Annotated in this window: 22 protein-coding genes; 14 read left to right on the top strand and 8 right to left on the bottom strand. The window is 69.9% G+C overall.

Going from position 1 to position 18547, the window contains the following annotated elements; translation table 11 throughout:
* Positions 1 to 267, top strand: a 267-nt coding sequence (locus AC1DYN_RS26985) for a hypothetical protein (RefSeq protein ID WP_477964864.1), incomplete at its 5' end; no start/stop codon positions are given.
* Complete coding sequence (locus tag AC1DYN_RS26980) at positions 267 to 2015, top strand: secretin GspD/PilQ domain-containing protein (protein WP_477964862.1); 1749 nt, start codon at positions 267 to 269, stop codon at positions 2013 to 2015. The genes AC1DYN_RS26985 and AC1DYN_RS26980, both read left to right, overlap by 1 nt.
* On the opposite strand, the gene AC1DYN_RS26975 is transcribed toward AC1DYN_RS26980, so the two are convergent.
* A complete protein-coding gene (locus tag AC1DYN_RS26975; protein ID WP_477964860.1) occupies positions 1975 to 2235 on the bottom strand; it encodes a hypothetical protein in 261 nt (86 codons plus the stop codon). The genes AC1DYN_RS26980 and AC1DYN_RS26975 overlap by 41 nt on opposite strands.
* Between AC1DYN_RS26975 and AC1DYN_RS26970 the strand changes: the two genes are divergently transcribed.
* From AC1DYN_RS26970 to AC1DYN_RS26940, 7 genes are all read left to right on the top strand, one after another.
* A complete protein-coding gene (locus tag AC1DYN_RS26970; RefSeq protein ID WP_477964858.1) occupies positions 2234 to 2617 on the top strand; it encodes a type II secretion system protein in 384 nt (127 codons plus the stop codon). The genes AC1DYN_RS26975 and AC1DYN_RS26970 overlap by 2 nt on opposite strands.
* 3 nt (positions 2618 to 2620) lie before the next feature.
* Positions 2621 to 3064 carry a pilus assembly FimT family protein gene (locus AC1DYN_RS26965; protein WP_477964856.1) on the top strand — a complete coding sequence of 148 codons (444 nt, stop codon included), beginning with the start codon at positions 2621 to 2623 and terminating at the stop codon, positions 3062 to 3064.
* Positions 3065 to 3112: 48 nt separating this feature from the next.
* Positions 3113 to 4195 carry a LacI family DNA-binding transcriptional regulator gene (locus AC1DYN_RS26960; RefSeq protein ID WP_477964854.1) on the top strand — a complete coding sequence of 361 codons (1083 nt, stop codon included), beginning with the start codon at positions 3113 to 3115 and terminating at the stop codon, positions 4193 to 4195.
* A gap of 109 nt (positions 4196 to 4304) precedes the next feature.
* On the top strand, positions 4305 to 5447 hold the full coding sequence (locus AC1DYN_RS26955; RefSeq protein WP_477964852.1) for a sugar ABC transporter substrate-binding protein: 1143 nt from the start codon (positions 4305 to 4307) through the stop codon (positions 5445 to 5447).
* 28 nt (positions 5448 to 5475) lie between these two features.
* Positions 5476 to 6999, top strand: coding sequence for a sugar ABC transporter ATP-binding protein (locus AC1DYN_RS26950; protein ID WP_477964850.1), 1524 nt, complete (start codon positions 5476 to 5478; stop codon positions 6997 to 6999).
* Complete coding sequence (locus AC1DYN_RS26945; RefSeq protein WP_477964848.1) at positions 6996 to 7982, top strand: ABC transporter permease; 987 nt, start codon at positions 6996 to 6998, stop codon at positions 7980 to 7982. Before AC1DYN_RS26950 ends, AC1DYN_RS26945 begins: the two co-directional genes overlap by 4 nt.
* Before the next feature lie 7 nt (positions 7983 to 7989).
* A complete protein-coding gene (locus AC1DYN_RS26940; RefSeq protein ID WP_477964846.1) occupies positions 7990 to 8985 on the top strand; it encodes an ABC transporter permease in 996 nt (331 codons plus the stop codon).
* 15 nt (positions 8986 to 9000) lie between these two features.
* On the opposite strand, the gene AC1DYN_RS26935 is transcribed toward AC1DYN_RS26940, so the two are convergent.
* On the bottom strand, positions 9001 to 9372 hold the full coding sequence (locus AC1DYN_RS26935) for a hypothetical protein (RefSeq protein WP_477964845.1): 372 nt from the start codon (positions 9370 to 9372) through the stop codon (positions 9001 to 9003).
* Between the two features lie 67 nt (positions 9373 to 9439).
* Positions 9440 to 10069 carry a TetR/AcrR family transcriptional regulator gene (locus AC1DYN_RS26930; protein ID WP_477964843.1) on the bottom strand — a complete coding sequence of 210 codons (630 nt, stop codon included), beginning with the start codon at positions 10067 to 10069 and terminating at the stop codon, positions 9440 to 9442.
* A 99-nt stretch (positions 10070 to 10168) separates the two neighbouring features.
* Here AC1DYN_RS26930 and AC1DYN_RS26925 point away from each other — a divergent pair, with 99 nt between their 5' ends.
* From AC1DYN_RS26925 to AC1DYN_RS26915, 3 genes are all read left to right on the top strand, one after another.
* Complete coding sequence (locus tag AC1DYN_RS26925) at positions 10169 to 10522, top strand: darcynin family protein (RefSeq protein ID WP_477964841.1); 354 nt, start codon at positions 10169 to 10171, stop codon at positions 10520 to 10522.
* Positions 10523 to 10602: 80 nt separating this feature from the next.
* On the top strand, positions 10603 to 12411 hold the full coding sequence (locus tag AC1DYN_RS26920; protein WP_477964839.1) for an aminopeptidase P family protein: 1809 nt from the start codon (positions 10603 to 10605) through the stop codon (positions 12409 to 12411).
* Between the two features lie 139 nt (positions 12412 to 12550).
* Positions 12551 to 12760 carry a hypothetical protein gene (locus AC1DYN_RS26915; RefSeq protein ID WP_477964837.1) on the top strand — a complete coding sequence of 70 codons (210 nt, stop codon included), beginning with the start codon at positions 12551 to 12553 and terminating at the stop codon, positions 12758 to 12760.
* A gap of 30 nt (positions 12761 to 12790) precedes the next feature.
* On the opposite strand, the gene AC1DYN_RS26910 is transcribed toward AC1DYN_RS26915, so the two are convergent.
* Positions 12791 to 13144, bottom strand: coding sequence for a MerR family transcriptional regulator (locus AC1DYN_RS26910; protein ID WP_477964835.1), 354 nt, complete (start codon positions 13142 to 13144; stop codon positions 12791 to 12793).
* An 89-nt stretch (positions 13145 to 13233) separates the two neighbouring features.
* Here AC1DYN_RS26910 and AC1DYN_RS26905 point away from each other — a divergent pair, with 89 nt between their 5' ends.
* Positions 13234 to 13638 carry a hypothetical protein gene (locus AC1DYN_RS26905; RefSeq protein ID WP_477964833.1) on the top strand — a complete coding sequence of 135 codons (405 nt, stop codon included), beginning with the start codon at positions 13234 to 13236 and terminating at the stop codon, positions 13636 to 13638.
* A gap of 135 nt (positions 13639 to 13773) precedes the next feature.
* On the top strand, positions 13774 to 13986 hold the full coding sequence (locus AC1DYN_RS26900) for a hypothetical protein (RefSeq protein ID WP_477964831.1): 213 nt from the start codon (positions 13774 to 13776) through the stop codon (positions 13984 to 13986).
* Positions 13987 to 14020: 34 nt separating this feature from the next.
* Here the strand turns inward: AC1DYN_RS26900 and AC1DYN_RS26895 are convergent, their stop codons facing one another.
* The 4 genes from AC1DYN_RS26895 to AC1DYN_RS26880 all read right to left on the bottom strand — a co-directional run.
* Complete coding sequence (locus tag AC1DYN_RS26895) at positions 14021 to 14797, bottom strand: LytR/AlgR family response regulator transcription factor (RefSeq protein WP_477964829.1); 777 nt, start codon at positions 14795 to 14797, stop codon at positions 14021 to 14023.
* A complete protein-coding gene (locus AC1DYN_RS26890) occupies positions 14794 to 15894 on the bottom strand; it encodes a sensor histidine kinase (protein WP_477964827.1) in 1101 nt (366 codons plus the stop codon). The genes AC1DYN_RS26895 and AC1DYN_RS26890 overlap by 4 nt, the downstream gene beginning before the upstream one ends.
* A 134-nt stretch (positions 15895 to 16028) precedes the next feature.
* The gene (locus tag AC1DYN_RS26885; protein WP_477964825.1) at positions 16029 to 17969 is read right to left on the bottom strand and encodes a C1 family peptidase; all 1941 of its coding nucleotides are present in this window, start codon (positions 17967 to 17969) and stop codon (positions 16029 to 16031) included.
* 73 nt (positions 17970 to 18042) lie between these two features.
* Positions 18043 to 18547 (bottom strand): DUF4384 domain-containing protein (locus tag AC1DYN_RS26880; RefSeq protein WP_477964823.1); only part of this gene is annotated, 505 nt, incomplete at its 5' end.

Raw genomic sequence — 18547 nt, 5'->3', positions numbered from 1 at the left:
GCACCGGCCCGTGCCGCGAGCGCCCCGGCCGCGGAGGCCACGCCGCGCCACGTCGTCGTCGCCGGCGGGGTGCGCCACCTGGTCGACCGCGGCCGGCGGCTCGCGGCCGGCGACATGCTGGGCACCGCCCGCATCGAGCGCATCGACGCCGATGCCGTCTGGCTGCGCGATGCGCAAGGCCTGCGCCGCGTGCCGCTGTACCCGGGCGTCACGCAGCGGCCGGCCGCCCGATTCCCCTCCGACCCACCGTCAAAGGACGCTCCGTGATGACCCCGACCCTTGCCCACCCGTGGCGCATCCGCCGGGGCCACATGGCGCTGTGCGTGCTGGCCGCCTGCTTGGCCGCCTGTGCCGACCAGCCCTTGCGCACCGCCAACCCGAGCCAGCGCCTGAGTGCCGAACTGGCCGCCGCGCTGGCGCAGCGCCCGCCGTCGACGCCGGTGCGCACGCCGGACACGGCACCGGCCCTGCCCGCGGCCCCGGTGCTGCCGGCCGCGCCGCCCGAGCCACGCATCGACCTGATCGTCAACGGCGCCCAGGCGCGCGACGTGTTCCTGTCGCTCGTCACCGACACGCGCTACAGCATGCTGATGCACCCCGAGGTCGGCGGCACGCTGTCGGTCACGCTGAAGGGCGTGACGATGCGCGAGGCGCTCGAATCGCTGCGCGAGGTGTACGGCTACGACTACCGCATCGACGGCCGGCGCGTCACGGTGTTTCCGCCGACGCTGCAGACGCGCATCTTCATGCTGAACTACCTGCACAACCAGCGCAGCGGTCGCAGTGACGTGCGCATCAGCTCGGGTGCGCCACCGGCCAACGACAGCGGCAGCAGCGGCAACGGCTCCGGCAGCCCGCGCGCGCGCAGCGCGGACACCGAAGGCAGCCAGGTGTCCACCAGCTCGAAGACCGACTTCTGGGCCGAGACCACCGAGGCACTGCGCGGCATCGTCGGCACGGCCGGCGGGCGCACCGTGATCGCCAGCCCCCAGGCCGGCACGATCGCGGTGCGCGCGATGCCTGATGAACTGCGCCAGATCGACGCCTTCCTGCGCAGCACGCGGCTGTCGGTCGAGCGGCAGGTGATGCTGGAAGCGAAGATCGTCGAGGTCGAGCTGCGCGACGGCTTCCAGAACGGCATCGACTGGTCGTTCCTGCGCAGCCGCATCGCGCTCGGGCAGAGCACCAGCAATGCGGCGAACGCGGTGGTCGTCAATTCGAACGGCCTGCCGACGCTGCCCAGCGGGACCAGCGCAGCCCTGGCCGACGTGGTCGGCCTGCCGATCAGCGGCACCGGGGCCCTCGGGCTGGCGCTCGCCGGCACCGGCTTCCAGTCCATCCTCGGCTTCCTCGAGACGCATGGCGACGTGCAGATCCTGTCCAGCCCGCGCGTCGCGACGCTGAACAACCAGAAGGCCGTGCTGAAGGTCGGCACCGACGACTACTTCGTCACCAACGTGTCGGGCGGCAGCGTCACCTCGGGCACCGGCACCACCGGCGGCACGACGACGCTGCCGGCGCTGACGCTGACGCCGTTCTTCTCCGGCATCGCGCTCGACGTGACGCCGCAGATCGACGAGGCCGACATGATCACGCTGCACGTGCATCCGTCGGTCACCTCGGTGGTCGAGAAGACCAAGCAGATCGACCTGGGCGCGATCGGCAACTACCGGCTGCCGCTTGCGTCGAGCAGCGTCAACGAGACCGACACCGTGGTGCGCATCCCCGACGGCGTGATCGTCGCGATCGGCGGGCTGATGCAGATGGAATCGTCGCGGCAGAGTTCCGGGCTGCCGGGGGCGAGCGGCAACGCGCTGACCGGCACGCTGTTCAACAACCGCGTCAACGCCGGCCGCAAGAAGGAGCTGGTGGTGCTGATCAAGCCGACCATCATCCGCAGCAGCGACGACTGGCAGCGGCTGACCGAACAGAGCCGCGCCGCGCTCGACGACTTCGAGGGCACGCGCCGCGTGATCACGCTCGACGGCGAGGCGCCGCAGGCCGCCAGGCGCTGAACACCGCGCCGGGTTCATCGCGACGACGTGCATTGGGTCGCAGTTTGATTTGCACCGGACCAGGGATCTGCATGCTCTCTCCAAAATCGTTGATCAGCATGGAGGTGCCAACCGAGCGAACCCAGGCAATCCGGCCTGTCCGCGGCACCCAGTCGTTCGAGGTGACACCACCTGGCGGCGTTGTTGGCTTTACCGCCTTGTCAAAGGATTTGTCATTCATGAAGAAGCAATCTGGTTTCACCCTCATCGAGCTCGTGATGGTCATCGTCATCCTGGGCGTGCTGGCCGTCACCGCACTGCCGAAGTTCCTGGACCTGAAGACGGATGCGCAGCAGGCCGCGCTCAACGGGGTGGGGGGCAGCCTGGCCTCAGCCGCGGCCATCAACTACGCGGCTTTCAAAGCGGGCAGTGCATCAGCAGTCACGGTCGACAACTGCAACGACGTGCTCGGCCTCCTGCAGGCGTCGCCGGGCGCCACCTACAGCGTCGCCGCGGCCGCCTTGACGGCGGATACCACCGGGACCTGCACGTTGACCAATACAGCCAACACGGGCTTGACGGCCGTCACATTCCCCGTCACCGCCACCGCCACCGGCTCCTGAGCCATGCACGGCCGGTTTGCCGCGGCGGGCTTCACCCTGATCGAATTGATCTTGGTGATCGTCATCACCGGCATGCTGGCCTTCATCGCCCTCCCCCGCCTGGTCGACACCACGATGTGGCGCCTGCGCGCCTTCAGCGACCAGCTGGTGGCCGAGTTGCAGGCCGCACAGCGGCTGGCGTCGGCGCAACGCCGCCCGGTCATCGCGACGCTCACGCCCACCGGCCTGGGCGTCGCCTACGTCAGCGGCGGCAGCCTCGCCACGCTGCCTTGCCCGTCGTCCGCCACCAGCTGCATCGCCGAATCCGGCACCCGCAGCATCACCTTCAACGCGGGCAACACCGGCCGCGCCAGCACCTCCAGCGGCGCCGCGCTGACCATCACCGTCAGCGGCGGCGGCTACTCGCGCGCACTGGTGGTCGAGCACGACACCGGCCTCGTTCACTGAGCTGCGTCGTTCCGATACAGTCGGCCGGCATCCGATGACCGCCCGCCGATGAAGAAGAACAGCCCGATCACGATCCAGGACGTCGCCCGCCAGGCCGAGGTGTCGGTCAGCACAGTCTCCAACGTCCTGAACGGGCGCGCCGAACGCATGCGGCCCGAAACCCTCGCCCGCGTGCAGGACGCGATCCGCACGCTGCAGTTCAGCCCCAGCCGGCTGGCCCAGCAGCTCAAGACCGGCCAGACGCCGCTGCTCGGCCTGCTCGTCCCCTCGCTCGCCAACCCGATGTACGGCGCGATCGCCCGCGAGATCGAGACCTGCGCGCGCGACCCGCACGGCCTGCGCCTGCTGATCGGCAGCACCTACCGCGACCCGGCGATGGAAGCCGCCTTCTTCGACGACCTGCTGGCCCACGGCGTGCGCCGCGTCATCGTGATCTCGTCGCTGGCCGAGGAGCGCCACCTCGAATCCGCCGTCGCGCGCGGCATGCAGGTGATGAGCTACGACCGCCGCGCGACGCCCGGCAAGCCTTCGGGCATCGGCCACGTGACGCCGGACAACGTCGCCACCGCGCGCTTGGCCACCGAACACCTGATCGCGCAAGGCCACACCCGACTGGCCTTCGTCACCGTGGCCGGCATGACGCTCAGCCGCGGCGACAAGATCGACGGCTTCCGCGCCGCGGTCGAGGCCGCCGGCCTGGGCCCGGCCGCACGCGTGCTCGATGGCGGCCCGCTGAACGAGTACGGCGACTCGGTGATCGCCGAGGTGGGCCGGGCCACCGGCGTGCACTTGGCCGCCGACCCGCGCCGCCCGACCGGCCTGGTCGCGTTGAACGACATGATGGCGCTGGGCCTGCTGGCCGGCCTGCGCGAAGGCGGCCTGCGGGTGCCGCAGGACATCTCCGTGGTCGGGCTGGATGGCCTGTTCCTCGGCGCGCTGTCCAACCCCGGCCTCACCACCGTGCAGCTGCCGGTGCGCGAGATGGCGCGCGCGATGGTCGACGGCGTGATGCGCCCGCGCGGCGCGTCGGCCGAGCCGCACCAGCAGGTCTTCACGACGCACCAGCTGGTCGAGCGCGAGTCGGTCGCGCCGCCTCTTTCACCTCGACCCGCGCAGAAACGCGCGCGCTGACCCCGCACCGCGACGGGACAGCACTTGTCCCGCCCAAGCGGGTTTCACCTGAGTATCCAGCCATTTTGTAAATCGATACATTGCGGACCGACCCTGAAGGAGACACGCCATGACGTCCGCACTTTCTCCGCACAGCTTCGGCTGGCTGGTTCTGCGAGCCGCTGCGCTCGGTACCCTGTCTGCCGCGGCGCTGGCCGCGCCGCCCAAGGTGGTGACGACCGCCAACTCCGACCCGCAGTGCTTCGCGCCGTGGAGCAGCACCACCAAGCTGTTCCAGTTCCCGGCCAAGAAGGGCCCGTACCGCGTCGCGCTGGCCAACGGCTACATCGCCAACACCTGGCGCATCCAGATGATCAAGACGGCCAAGGCCTATGCAGCCCAGCCGGACGTGGCGGCCAAGCTGAAGGAATACAAGGTCGTGTCGACCGGCGAAGACGTCGCGGCGCAGATCGCCGCGATCAACAACTTCATCGATTCGGGGTTCGATGCGATCGTCGTGAACGCGCAGAACCCTGCCGCCTTCAAGCCGGTGATCAAGCGCGCCAACGATGCCGGCGTGGTGCTGGTCGCCTTCGACAACATCCTCGACACCGAGGAGGCGATCAACGTCAACGTCGACCAGAAGGGCCTGGGCACCTACTGGGGCAACTGGCTGATCAAGAACACGCCGAACGGCGGCAAGGTGCTGGAGGTGCGCGGCGTGTCGGGCACCTCGGTCGACCGCGACCGGCACGACGGCATCCAGGAGGCGCTGAAGGCCTCGGGCAAGAAATGGGAGACCATCGAGGTGCTGGGCAAGTGGGACGACCCGACCGCGCAGAAGGTGACGGCCGATGCGATCGCGGTGCACAAGAAGTTCGATGCCATCACGGCGCAGGGCGGCGACACCGGCGTGGTGCAGGCGATGCTGGATGCCAAGCACCCGATGGTGCCGTTCGCCGGCGAGACCGAGAACGGCTTTCGCAAGTTCTGCGCGAAGTACGCCGGCCAGGGCCTGAAGTGCGCGTCGGGTGGCACCGGCCCGGCCCAGGTGGCGGTGGCGATCAAGGTGGCGATCGCGGCGCTGGAGGGCAAGGTGCTGCCGCAGTCGATCAAGCTGCCGCTGTCGACGGTGGAAGACCCGGGCTTCAAGGACGGCGCCAACTTCTACGGCGCGCAGTCGGACAACTTCTTCGTGGGCAATGCGTTCCCGACCTGCGGCATCAACTTCACCGCGCAAGAGATCATGGGCCAGAGCGAGGCGAACAAGTAGCCCGGATGCCAATCCGGGTCCGCGCCCCATGAGCCTGTTCGAGATGCAAGCGGTCAGCAAGCGCTACGGCGGCGTCCGTGCGCTGCAGGCCGCCGACCTGAGCGTCGAGCCCGGCCGCATCCACGCGATCCTCGGCGAGAACGGCGYCGGCAAGTCGACGCTGATCAAGGTGATGGCCGGCGTGGTCGCGGCCGACGAAGGCCGCATGCTGCTCGACGGTGCGCCGGTGACGTTCACGTCGCCGGCCGCCGCCAACGCCGCCGGCATCGTCTGCGTGTTCCAGGAGCTGTCGCTGGTGCCCGACCTGTCGGTGGCCGACAACCTGTTCATCAGCAACCCGCCGCGGCGTTTCGGGCTGATCGACCGCCGCGCGCAGCGGCGCCTGGCCGAAGAGGCGCTGGCACGCGCCGGTGCCGATGACGTGCACCCGCTGTCGCTGGTGAAGGACTTGTCGCTGTCGCGCCGGCAGATGGTCGAGATCGCGAAGGCGCTGGCGCGCCAGCCGCGCATCCTGATCCTCGACGAGGCCACGTCGGCGCTGACTGCCGCCGACGTCACCAAGGTCTACGCGGTGCTCAAGCGCCTGCGCACCGACGGGCTGGCGCTGCTGTACATCTCGCACCGCATGCACGAGATCGCCGAGCTGGCCGACGAGTGCACCGTGTTCTGCAACGGCCGCAGCGTCGCGCACTACGCGGCCGGCGCGAAGACCGACAACGAGGTGATCGAGCTGATGATCGGCCGACAGCTCTCGGCCGACTTCCACAGCGGCGTGTTCCCGCCGAAGCCGCCGCCGCCCGCGGAGACCGGGCCACCGCGGCTCGAGCTGAAGCAGCTGCGCTGGACGCACCGCCTCGCCGACATCTCGCTCACGCTGCGCCCGGGCGAGGTGGTCGGCCTGGGCGGCCTCGACGGCCAGGGCCAGCGCGAGCTGCTGCTGGCCCTGTTCGGCGTGCTGCGCGGCTGCAGCGGCGAGCTGCACATCGATGGCGCACCGGTCGCGATCGGCGGCCCGCACGCGGCCAAGCGGCCCGGCATCGGCATGGCGCTGATCCCGGAAGACCGCAAGACCGAAGGCCTGATGCTGCCGATGTCGGTGCGCGAGAACCTGTCGTACGCGGCGCTGGGCACGCTGTCGCGCGGCGGCGTGATCGACCGCGCGGCCGAGCGCGCCGCGGTCGACCGCATGATGGCGCTGCTGGCGGTGCGCTGCGACGGGCCGGACGTGGCGGCCGGCGCGCTGTCGGGCGGCAACCAGCAGAAGCTCGTGATCGGCAAGTGGCTGATGATGGCGCCGCGCATCATCCTGCTGAACGACCCGACGCGCGGCATCGACGTCGGCACCAAGCAGGAGATCTACCAGCTGCTGCGCCGGCTGGCCGACGAGGGCGCGGCGATCCTGTTCTATTCGACCGACTACGACGAGCTGATCGGCTGCTGCGACCGCGTGCTGGTGATGGTGGATGGCGCGATCCACCGCGAGCTGCGCGGTGCGCAGATCACCGAGCGCGCGCTGGTCAGCGCCGCGCTGGACGTGGAGGCCGCTGCATGACGGGACAGGACTGGCCCCACCGCCTGCGCGAGCACAAGGGCACGCTGTTCGCGTTTGCCGGCTTCGTTCTGATGTTCGCGATCTACGCCGCCAACCACCCGGCCGGGTTGAATGCCAACGTCGCGACCACCGCGGCCAACAAGGGCGTGCTGCTGGCCATCGTCGCGATGGCGCAGACGCTGGTGGTGCTGACCTCGGGCATCGACCTGTCGGTGGGCATGGTGCTGGTGCTGGCCAACTGCCTGGCCTCGCACATCGTCGTCGGTACGCCGCTGCAGACCGCCGCGGGCGTGGCCGGTGTGCTGCTGACCGGTTGCGCCTGCGGTGCGCTGAACGGGCTGATCGTGATCTACGGCCGGCTGCAGCCCATCGTGACGACCATCGCGACCGGCGCGGCCTTCTACGGCGCCGCGCTGGCGCTGCGGCGCGTGCCCGGCGGCGACGTCAACGGCGGGCTGGCCGATGCGCTGACCGGGCAGTTGCCGGGCGGCATCCCGGCGGCGCTGGCCTTGCTGCTGGCGCTGGTGCTGTCGGTCTGGCTGCCGTACCGCCGCTCGGTGATCGGGCGCGCGGCGTCCGCGGTGGGGTCGTCGGAGCTGGCGGCCTACATGTCGGGCGTGCCGGTGCAGCGCGCCAAGTTCGTCGCCTACCTGCTGTCGGGCCTGCTGGCGTCGATCGCCGGCCTGTTCGTCACCTGCATCACCTACTCGGGCGAGGCCTCGTCGGCCAACGGCAGCACCTACACGCTGTACTCGATCGCGGCAGTGGTGCTGGGCGRCGTGTCGCTGTTCGGCGGCTCGGGCAGCGCGGTGGGCGCGATCTTCGGCGCGCTGATGTTCCGCACCATCGGCGACCTGCTGTTCGTCTTCAACCTCGAGCCGCTGTGGCAGCCGCTGTTCCAGGGCGTGGTGCTGTTCGCCGCGGTGTGCCTGGGGGCGCTGCGGCTGCTGCAGGTGCGCAATCGCCTGGACTTGTATGGATGAAGCGCAGATGACCGCCCCGGCGCCGCAGGCGGCCAGGGCCCGGCGCCGGCCGGCTTGGCTGCTTCGGCTGAAACCCGATCCGGCCATCGCCTCGGCCTTCGGCTGCATCGTCGCGCTGCTGCTGGTGGGCAGCCTGTATTCCAGCAGCTTCCTGTCGCCGGAATACCTCCTGCAGCAGTTGAAGGTGGCCTCCTTCCTCGGCGTCATCGCGACCGGGATGATGCTGGTGATCCTGCTCGGCCAGATCGACCTGTCGGTGCCATGGGTGGTGGCGGTGGGCGGGATGATGGCCACCGCCGCGACCGGCTGGGGCCCGTGGGGCACGGCGCTCGCGATCCCGGTGGGCATCGCCTGCGGCGTCGGGCTCGGGCTGGTGAACGGCTTCGGCGTCGCCTTCCTGCGCATCCCGTCGATGATCGTGACGCTGGCGGTGAATGCGGTCGCGCAGGGGCTGATGGTGGTGCACACCGGCGGCTTCTCGCCGCAGGATGCGTCATCGGCCGCGATGCGCTTCATCGCGACCGGGCACAGCCTGTTCGGCATCCCGAACGCGCTGCTGGTGTGGGCGGCGGTGGGGGCGGCAGCGGTGTTCGCGCTGACGCGCACCACCTTCGGCCGCAGCGTCTATGCGATCGGCAACCGCGAGCAGGCGGCCTACCTGTCGGGGGCGCGCACGCGGCTGGTGGTGATGACGGCCTTCGCGGTGGCGGGCGGGCTGTCGGCCTTCGGCGGCGTGCTGCTGGCCGGCTATGCGAGCAAGGCCGCGCAGGCGATGGGCGACCCCTACCTGCTGCCGGCCATCGCGGCCGTGGTGCTGGGCGGCACCTCGATCCTCGGCGGGCGCGGCAACTACCTGGGCACGGTGGCCGGCGTCATCCTGATCACGCTGCTGCAGTCCATTCTCTCGGTGATGCAGATCGAGGAATGGGGGCGGCACGTGATCTACGGCGGGGTCATCGTCGCGATGCTGTTGCTGTATGGGCGGGCGCCGGCGGTGCGGTGAGCCCGCAGCGATGACTCACGCTTCGCGGCGGCAGTCAACGGCCGCCGCAAAGCAGACTGCTCCAGCAACGAAACACAGGGCGCCGCGAACGACCAGGCCGGCCTCGGGCGAGAAGTTCGACGAGTCGCTGGCCGCGGCGTCCTCCGCGAGGCTGCCCATCTGCTGCACCACCTGGGCGATGAGCAGCCTTGACTCGTTGAACAGGAACAGGCTTGCGCATGCGGCAACAGCCTGGAATCCGGTGCGATCCGCCCACCAATCGCGGGCCGCCTGGCGCGCTCGCCGCAATGATGATCGGCAGGAAGCCGGCCATGTCTGCGCATTGGTTGGTGAATCGCGCCCGAAATCCGGACCCTGGACAGGCCCGCGCTCTTGCGCTGCTTCCATGTGAGGCTCCCCCGCTGGACTTGAATGCCGCATCAGTCACCGCCGGCGTGGACAAGTTCCCGCCTCGTCACACATCCGCCGTCAGGTACGCCAGCGCCAGCCTCACCGTCTCGCGCGTCGCCGCCTTCACCGACACCCCCGACGGCCGCTCCAGCACCACCGCGTGGATCAGCGCATGCACCGAATGCATCAGCACGTAGGTCGCCAGGCGCAGGTCGGCCACGACGATCTCGGCGCGGTGCGCCTCCAGCAGCCCGCGCAGCCGGCGCTCGATGTCGTCGACGGCCTCGTCCTCGCCGGGGAACTGGTCCAGGCCCTGCAGCTGCCGCTCGAGCACGCGGTGCAGGTCGGCGTCGAGCTGGTGCGCCTCGACCGCCGATTCGATGACACCGTGCAGCGCGTCGCGCAGCGTCGAGCCGTGGTGGCGCTCGAGCGCCGCATCGAGCAGCGCGCTCATCTGGCGACTGTGCCGCTCGTGCAGCGCGGTGATCAGCGAATCCTTGTTCGGGAAGTACTGGTAGAGCGACCCGACGCTGACGCCGGCCACCTCGGCCACCGCGTTGGTGCTGGTGCCGGCATAGCCGCGTTCGATCAAAACGCGAGCTGCCGCGTCCAGGATCGCGTCCACCGTGGCCCGCGAGCGGGCCTGCCGCGGCGCCTTGCGGGGGACGAGCGGGTGGTTCTGGGTCGTGTTCATGGTCGGCCGAAATGCGAGTTTCAAATATGAATGAAAGCTCGCATAGTGTCGGCAAGGCGCCATGCGGCGTCAACCCATTCCTTGCGGACGATCACACCCATGTCACGTGCCCACACGTTCTTCATGCTGCTGCAGGCGACCACGCACTGGCGTGCGCTGGACGCCGAGCAGCGCGCCGCGTTCCGCGAACGCGTGCTGATGCTGGTGTTCGACGGTTTCCCGTCGCTGCGGCTGCGCCAGTTCGAGGCCTGCGCATCGCGCTGGGACACGCTGTGCGCCGAGGTGGCGGTGTGGGAGACCACCGACGTCGACGAATACCATGCCGCCATCCAGGCCTTGCACGACACCGAGTACTTCGGGCGGCCGTACTTCGAGGTCATCAGCGTGATCCCGACCTACGGCGAGTGCTGGCGCGACGACGACTTCGCGCTGTCCCAGGCGCAGGTGGTGTGAGCTCGGCGGCCTAGAATCGTCGCTCCCCGCCTGGCGGTGCCCGACCCGGGTGCCGCGTGGGCCTGAACGGAGCCGACACCATGGACACCCGCACCTCCCCGATCCGCCTGCGCCTGGAACGCGTGCGCGACGCACTGAAGCAACACAAGCTGGCCGCCCTGCTGGTGCCGTCGAGCGACCCGCACCTGTCCGAATACCTGCCGGTGCGCTGGCAGGGCCGCGAGTGGCTGTCCGGCTTCACCGGCTCGATGGCGACGCTGGTGGTCACCACCGAGCGCGCCGCGCTGTTCGCCGACAGCCGCTACTGGGTGCAGGCCGAGGCCGAGCTGGCCGGCACCGGCATCGAGCTGGTCAAGATCCCGACCGGCGCGGCCACCCACCACGTCGAGTGGCTGGCCACGCAGGTGCCGGCCGGAGGCACGGTGGCGGTCGACGGCGCGGTGCTGGGGTTGGCCGCGGCGCAGCAGCTGCGCACCGCGCTGACGCGGGCCGGCGTGCCGCTGCGCACCGACCTGGATCTGCTGCAAGACGTGTGGCCCGAGCGCCCGGCGTTGCCCGGCGCGCCGGTCTACGAGCACCTGGCGCCGCACGCGCCGCTGGCCCGTGCCACCAAGCTGGCGCAGGTGCGCGAGGCGATGGCGCGGCACGGTGCCAACCAGCATTTCGTGTCGACCGTCGACGACATCGCGTGGATCTTCAACCTGCGCGGGTCCGACGTCAGCTACAACCCGGTCTTCCTGGCCCATGCGCTGATCGGCCTGCACGGCGCGACGCTGTTCGTCGGCGACGGCAAGGTGCCGGCCGGCGTGCAGGCGGCGCTGGCCGCCGACGGCGTGCTGCTGGCACCGTATGCCGACGCGGCCGCCGCACTTGGCCGGCTGGACGCCACCGCCACGCTGCTGGTCGACCCGCGCCGCATCACGCTGGGGCTGCGCGAGAACGTGCCGGCCGCGGTGAAGGTGGTCGAGGCGATCAATCCCAGCACGCTGCAAAAGAGCCGCAAGAGCGCCGCCGAAGCCGGCTTCGTGCGCGATGCGATGGCGCAGGACGGCGCCGCGATGTGCGAGTTCTATGCCTGGTTCGAGCAGGCGCTGGGCCGCGAGCGCATCACCGAGCTGACCATCGACGAGCAGCTGACGGCCGCGCGCGCGCGCCGGCCGGGGTTCGTCGGCCTGAGCTTCAACACCATCGCCGGCTTCAATGCGAACGGTGCGATGCCGCACTACCGGGCCACGCCCGAATCGCATGCGGTGATCGAGGGCGACGGCCTGCTGCTGATCGACTCGGGCGGCCAGTACCTGGGCGGCACCACCGACATCACGCGCGTCTGGCCGATCGGCACCGTCAGCGCCGCGCACAAGCGCGACTACACGCTGGTGCTGAAGGGCACGCTGGCGCTCAGCCGCACGCGTTTCCCGCGCGGCACGCTGTCGCCGATGCTGGACGCGATCGCTCGCGCCCCGCTGTGGGAACAGGGGCTGGACTATGGCCACGGCACCGGCCACGGCGTCGGCTACTTCCTGAACGTGCACGAGGGGCCGCAAAGCATCAGCAAGGCGATCCCCGAGCCGCAGATGGCGATGGAGCCGGGGATGGTCACCAGCATCGAGCCGGGGCTGTACCGGGCCGGCCAATGGGGTGTTCGCATCGAGAACCTGGTGTTGAACGTGCCGGTGGAGACGCCCGAGGCGGGTGCGTTCGGCGAGTTCCTGGGGTTCGAGACGCTGACGCTGTGCCCGATCGACACCCGCTGCATCGACCGCGGCCTGCTGCGCGCCGACGAGGCGGCGTGGCTGAACGACTACCACCGGGTGGTGCGCGAGCGGCTGGCGCCGTTGGTCAACGGGGATGCGCTGGCCTGGTTGCAGGCGCGCACCGAGGCAATCTGAGGCGCCGGGCCGCGCGATTCATCGTGCCGGCCCGCAGCCCATCCCTGCGAATCGACGCTTCGTCTCAGCCCGCTTCCGGCCGGGCGGGGCGGCTCCTACAGTTCACTCCAACGCAACACACCACCGCTTGGAGATCAACATGTTCGACCGCTTCTTCGCCCCGCTGCTCGCCTTCGCCGTGCTGGTCGCCGCCACGCTGGCGTTCGCCTTCGAGATGGCCGACGAGGGCCGCAGCCACACGGTACAGCAGGCCCGCGCCGAGGTCATCATGCTGCCGGCCGTCACCGTGATCGGCAAGCGTGCGCAGAGCGTGGCACTTGCCCAACCGGTGCTCGCGTCGGCGCTGTAATCGCGTGTGCCTCCCGGATTGGCATCCGGGCTACGGGCCGCGCAATGGGCACGTTTGCGCCACGCGATCGAGCAAGGCGTTCTTCAACGCAGCCAGTTCGCCGATCTTCGAGTCGATCATCGCCACCTTCTCTGCCAGCAGCGCTGCAATCTCGGCAGACGGCGCTTCGGAACCCCACAGCGCCGGCAGCTTGTCACCGATCTCCGCCAGGCTGAACCCCAGCCGCTGCGCGGTGCGGATGTAGGCCACCAGCTGGACTGTCTCGGGCGCATAGAGCCGGTATCCCGCGGCCGAGCGCGCCGACCGGATGAGCCCCCGCTGCTCATAGAAGCGCAATGCGTCGCGGCTGAGCCCGGTCTGCGACGCCAAGTCACCGATCTGCATGTTGTTCCGGAAAGTGCTTGACCTTGGAGCGTACTCCAGGCCTTAGCCTGGATCTCCTACCTCGCAAGCCTTCCGGAGCACAACAGACGATGCAACCCACCCACTACCGCCGGCTCGTCCAGGCCAGCGCCTGGTACGACCTGGTCGTCACCGCCGGCTTTGCGACGCCTTGGACCTTCGCATGGGTCCACGCCGCCTTGCAGGCCGCGGCGCAGGGCCTGCCCGGTTCGTTCCCCGCGTTCGAGCCGGCGCACGTGCTGCTCGCCAACCTGCTCGGATCGATCGTGACCGTCTGGGCCGTGCTGCGCATCCGCGATCCGCAACAGCAGTTCGGGCGCTACGACGCCACGGGACGATTCCTGTTCGCCGCGTGGCAGGTCCACGCCGTCGTGCACGGCGCCAGCGTAATCATCCTGGGTTTCACCGTGGCCGAGATCGCTTTCGGTATCGCTCAAAGCTGGCGCATCGCCGGCTCCCGCCCGCAGCCTGCGTAGTTTTCGGGCGCCGTTCATCGCGCCGGCCGGCAGCTCGTCGCCGCCATTCGCCGCTCCGTCTCACGGCGCTGTCGCGGCAACGGGCCGACTTCTACAGTTCACTCCAACGCAACACACCACCGCTTGGAGATCAACATGTTCGACCGCTTCTTCGCCCCGCTGCTCGCCTTCACCGTGCTCGTCGCCGCCACCCTGGCCTTCGCCTTCGAGATGGCCGGCGAAGGTCGCGGTCAGCCGGTGCAGCAAGCCCGCGCCGAGGTCATCATGCTGCCGGCCGTCACCGTGACCGGCAAGCGCGCACAGAGCGTGGCGCTGGCCCAACCGGTGGCCGCGTCGGCGCTGCAGTAGCCTGCATCCCCCGCAGCCCGGATGGGCATCCGGGCTACATGTGCCGAAACACATGCACGAAGCTGCGGCTCACCGGCAGCAGCTCGCTGCGCCCCTTGATGTGCACGTCGGCCGTCTCGTTCGGCCCGCGCACCACCTGGGCCACCTGGCGCAGGTTGACGATCACCGAACGGTGCACCTGCACGAAACAGTCCGGATCGAGCTCGTCGGCAAGTTCGCGGATGGTGCGGCGGATCAGCGCCTCGCCGCCCTCCCACACCACCAGCGTGTATTTCTCGTCCGAGCGCAGGTAGGCCACCTGCTCCACCGGGATCAGCCGCACGCTGTTGCCCACCGAGGCCTTGATCCACTGCAGCCAGGCCGCCTGGCGCGTGTGGCGACGCAACTCGGCGGACATCTTCTCGATCGCCGCATCCAGCCGCTCGTCGGCATCGGCCGCAGGCACCTTGCCACCGAGCCGCTGCTGCAGCCGCTGCACCGTGTCGGCCAGGCGCTCCTCGTCGAACGGCTTCACCACATAGTCGAGCGCGCCCTGCTCGAAGGCCGTCACCGCGTACTGCTCGTAGGCGGTGACGAACACCACCTCGGCGCGCCGCGCGATCGAACGCGCGGCCTCCACGCCGTTCAGGCCCGGCATGTGCACGTCCAGGAAGACCACCTGCGGCGCATGCGCGTCGAACAGCTCGACCGCCTCGCGGCCATTGCGCGCCTCGGCCACCACCTGCAGCTCGGGCCACAGCCGCTGCAGCAGCCCGCGCAGGCGCTCCCTCAGCAGCGGTTCGTCATCGGCGATCAGGGCGGTGGCCTTCATGCGGCATCTCCGGCAGCAAGCTTCGCGTTCGGATCGGGCAGCACGATCTTCGCACGCAGGCCGTGCGGCGCCTCATCGGCCAGCAGCAGCTGCGCGGCTGCGCCGTACGAGGCCTTCAGGCGGTCGCGCAGGTTGCCCAGGCCGGTGCCGGGCGCGGCCTTCTCGTCCATGCCGGGGCCGGTGTCGGCCACCCACACCTCCACCTGCGCCGCGGCCGCGTCCACGCGCGCACCGACCTCGATGCGCCCGCCCGCCTCGCTCGGGTCGATGCCATGGCGCACCGCGTTCTCCACCAGCGTCAGCAAGGCCATCGGCGGGAACGGCAGCTCTTCCAGCGCGGGCGGCAGCGACACCTCGAAGGCCAGCCGGTCGGGCATGCGCATGCGCATCAGGTCGAGGTAGGCGCGCACCAGGCGAATCTCGTTGCCCAGCGTGCCGCCGCTTTGCGCGAGGCTGGGCATCGCGGCACGCAGGTAGGCGATCAGGCTCTTCAACACCGGGCCGGCGCGCTCGGAACCCGACTCGACCAGCTGTTGCACGTTGGCCAGCGTGTTGAACAGGAAGTGCGGCTCGATCTGCGCATGCAGCAGGCGCAGCTGGGCGTCCAGCGCCTGGCGCGCGAGCGTGCTGCGCTCCAGCTCGAAAGCCAGCGCCTGCGAGCGGGCCTGGGCATCGCGCTCGCGGTAGAGCGCCCCCAGCGCCAGCGTCAGGCCGACCGCCACACCGGTGCCGGCGATCGACAGGAAGCCCCACAGCAGGCCTTCGTTGCGCTGGAAGCTGGTGAGGTCGCCCTGCACCATCACCAGGTAGGCGATGCCGGTGGCCACCGGCGCCGCGACCACCACCGCCGCCACCTGCACCAGCCAGCGCGGCAGCCAGCGCGACGGCCAGTGGCCGGCGATGTCGAAGGCCACCAGCAGCACCAGCCCGACGAAGATGCTGCGCCCCCAGACGCTCAGGAAGGGCGTGTCGAAGATCGGGTTCAGCGCGATCGCGGCGAGGGTTGCCACGAGCAGGTTGATCGCGATGCGGCGGGGCGTGAGCGAGGCCCACAGGCGGGCCAGGTGGCGGGTGGGCGAGGAAGGGGCGGGTGTCATGGGCTCGACGATACGGCGCAGCGCGGTGTTGCGGAAGTCCGCCCGGCCGGTCGTGCGATGAACGGCGGTTCCCCGGACACGATCGACGGTCTTCCCGCCGGAGGCCGCGAGTTCCTCGGCGTTTCGGGCGATCGCTACCCCCGGATGAACCGCACCACCTGCCCCCGCGTCCCCGGATCGTCATCGAATCCGCCATGCGTCGTGCTCGCGCTCACCGGCCCCGGCGCCACCCACGCGGTGGTGTTGGCCAGCCCCGGCGCGATCTCGTCGAAGAACTTCTGCATGCCCAGGATCGGCGTCGTGCTGCCGCCCTCGAAGGATTCGCTGACCAGGTACAGCAGCGAGCGACGGTACGGCCCGCAGGTGTGGTCCTGCTGCTCGGCGCGCTCGCTCAGGTGGAACTGCTGGTAGCGCTTGACCACGCCGGACGCCAGGTGCGGCCGCACGCAGCGTTCGAAGGTGTCGACGCGCACCGCAGGCGCCATGAAGCTGACCGACTCGAAGCGCATGCCCTCCTGCGCCAGCCGGTCGATCATCAGGCTCGCGACGATGCTGCCGGCCGAATGGCCGACGAAGTGCATGCGGATGCGCTTGTCCGCGACACCATGCTTGAAATGGCCATACAGCAGCACCGCGCCGGCCTGCTCGTCGTCCGGCACGCCCGGCTTGTAGGCGCTCATCGCATCGGCGTTCTGCTTCATCTCGCCCCAGATGCGCGTGCCCGGGCGCGCCAGCACACGCTCCAGCCGCTCGTTCCACCACGCCGCCATCGACAGCCCGCCGGCCGTCGTGCGCGGCACGTCGCGGATCGCGTCGTCGATGCAGTTCAGCGCGCTGGTGAAGAAATCGGTCTCCCACATCAGGAAGATCGGGAAGATCTTCTGCTCGTACAGCATCGGGATCCATTGCGCCGCGATGTCGGCGGCCGCCGTCTCGCCCACCAGCCCGCCGTGCGCGAAGATGCAGACGTCGACCACGTCGTCCTGCAGGCCCCACTGCTTGCGCGCCTGCGCCAGCTGCACGTCGACGATCGCGCGCACGTCGTCGGGCCGGGTGCGGAACACGCCGCYGTTGCTCAGCGCGCCGTTGTTGCCCATGTTGACGATGAACGGCGACAGCTCGCGGTTGCGCAGCACCTCGCTGGCCGCCAGCGCGACGCGGCCGGCCGCATCGGTGCGCAGGCTGATCGATTTCGAGATCGCGGTGTGGTCCTGCGTCACGACGCCGAGTTGCGCCACCCAGCAGTCCATCGCGTTCTGGATCCAGTCGTCGTAGCTCAGGATCGCGTAGCCGTAGGAGCCCCAGTCGGTGCCCCAGGAGTTCTGGATCAGGAAGCCGCGCTCGTTGTAGCCGATGATCGCGAAGGCATGACCCGAATGGCGCGCATGGCCGCCCTTGACCGGGATCTCCCAGATGTTTCCACTTCGGCCCTTGCCGGTTGCGAAGGAGGCTGGCCGTTTTTTCAGCGGGGTCAGCTCGATGCCGTCGTCCCAGCCCGAGTGGCAGCCGGCACTCGCATACAGGATGCCGACCTCGTTGAGCGCCGCGTGCATGTCGGTGATGGCCTTCGGATCGACGCGGTAGTAGGCGCCCAGCGGGCGCTTGACCGCGTCGAACCACCAGTCGCTGGCCAGCGTCTTGCTGGCGGCCGGCATCTCCAATCCCGGGAACAGCGCCGCGCGACAGGCGCCGTGCTTGAACCAACCCTTCATCGCGCCACGCAGGCTGGAGCCCTTGTCCTGCGACGAGCCGGGGTACTCGTCGTAGCGCCGCGCCATCGAATACAGCATGTACGGCGAGATCGCCGGCTGGCGCTCGCGGCCGGCGCAGAACAACAGGTGCTCCACCACCAGCGACAGCGCGAAGCCGGTGCAGGCCATCGTGTCGCCCTGGTGCTTGACCGGCAGCGCCAGCTTCGGAAACAGCGTCGGCGGCGGCGCGCTGCCGATCGCCGGGCGGTAGGGGCGGTCACGCACGTCGATCTCGTCGGGGCGCGCGACGCGCATGAAGGGGGTGCCCTTCGGCAGGCGGTCGGCGGTGGGGCGCCTGGGCTTGGCAGCAGGATTGGTGGCCATCAAAATCTTCCTCGGCTCGTAGCCCGGATGCCAATCCGGGGTTGGTCCGACACATCCCGGATTGGCATCCGGGCTACTTTTTCACTTCGTCGATCACCAGCAGCGTGGCGCCGTAGCTGCCATCGCACGGCGACTCGCCCGCCTCGCACACCGCCTTGCCGGCGAACGGGCTCTCGCCCGCAGTGCGCGCCGACCACAGCTGCTCGGCGAGCGCCAGGTCGATCTCGGGGATCTGGTCGCCGGCCTTCTTGACGCCGATGCCGCTCATGTCGCGCGGGCGCCTCGACACCATCGCGACGATGTGGTCGGTGCCGGGCGGCCCGCCAGCCGTGATGTGCCAGCCCGCCCTCGGCAGCAGCACCTCGCGGTTCAGCTCGATGCGGTTGTTCTTGTCCAGCTCGTTCGGGAACAGCAGGTAGAAGTGGGCCTTGTCGGTGCCGGCCAGGAACACGTACAGGTAGCCGGCCTCCGACGACTTGACGCGAAACTGCAGCCGGTCGCTGCCGATGCGCAACTGCGACTTGTCGGCCAGCGCGTTGACGCCCAGCACCGGATCCGCATGGCGGACGATGTCCTGC

The sequence above is a fragment of the Rhizobacter sp. P2_D12 genome, from assembly GCF_056404395.1.
Note: the sequence above shows the minus strand (reverse complement) of the source record. Positions and strands in the feature narration are given on the sequence as shown.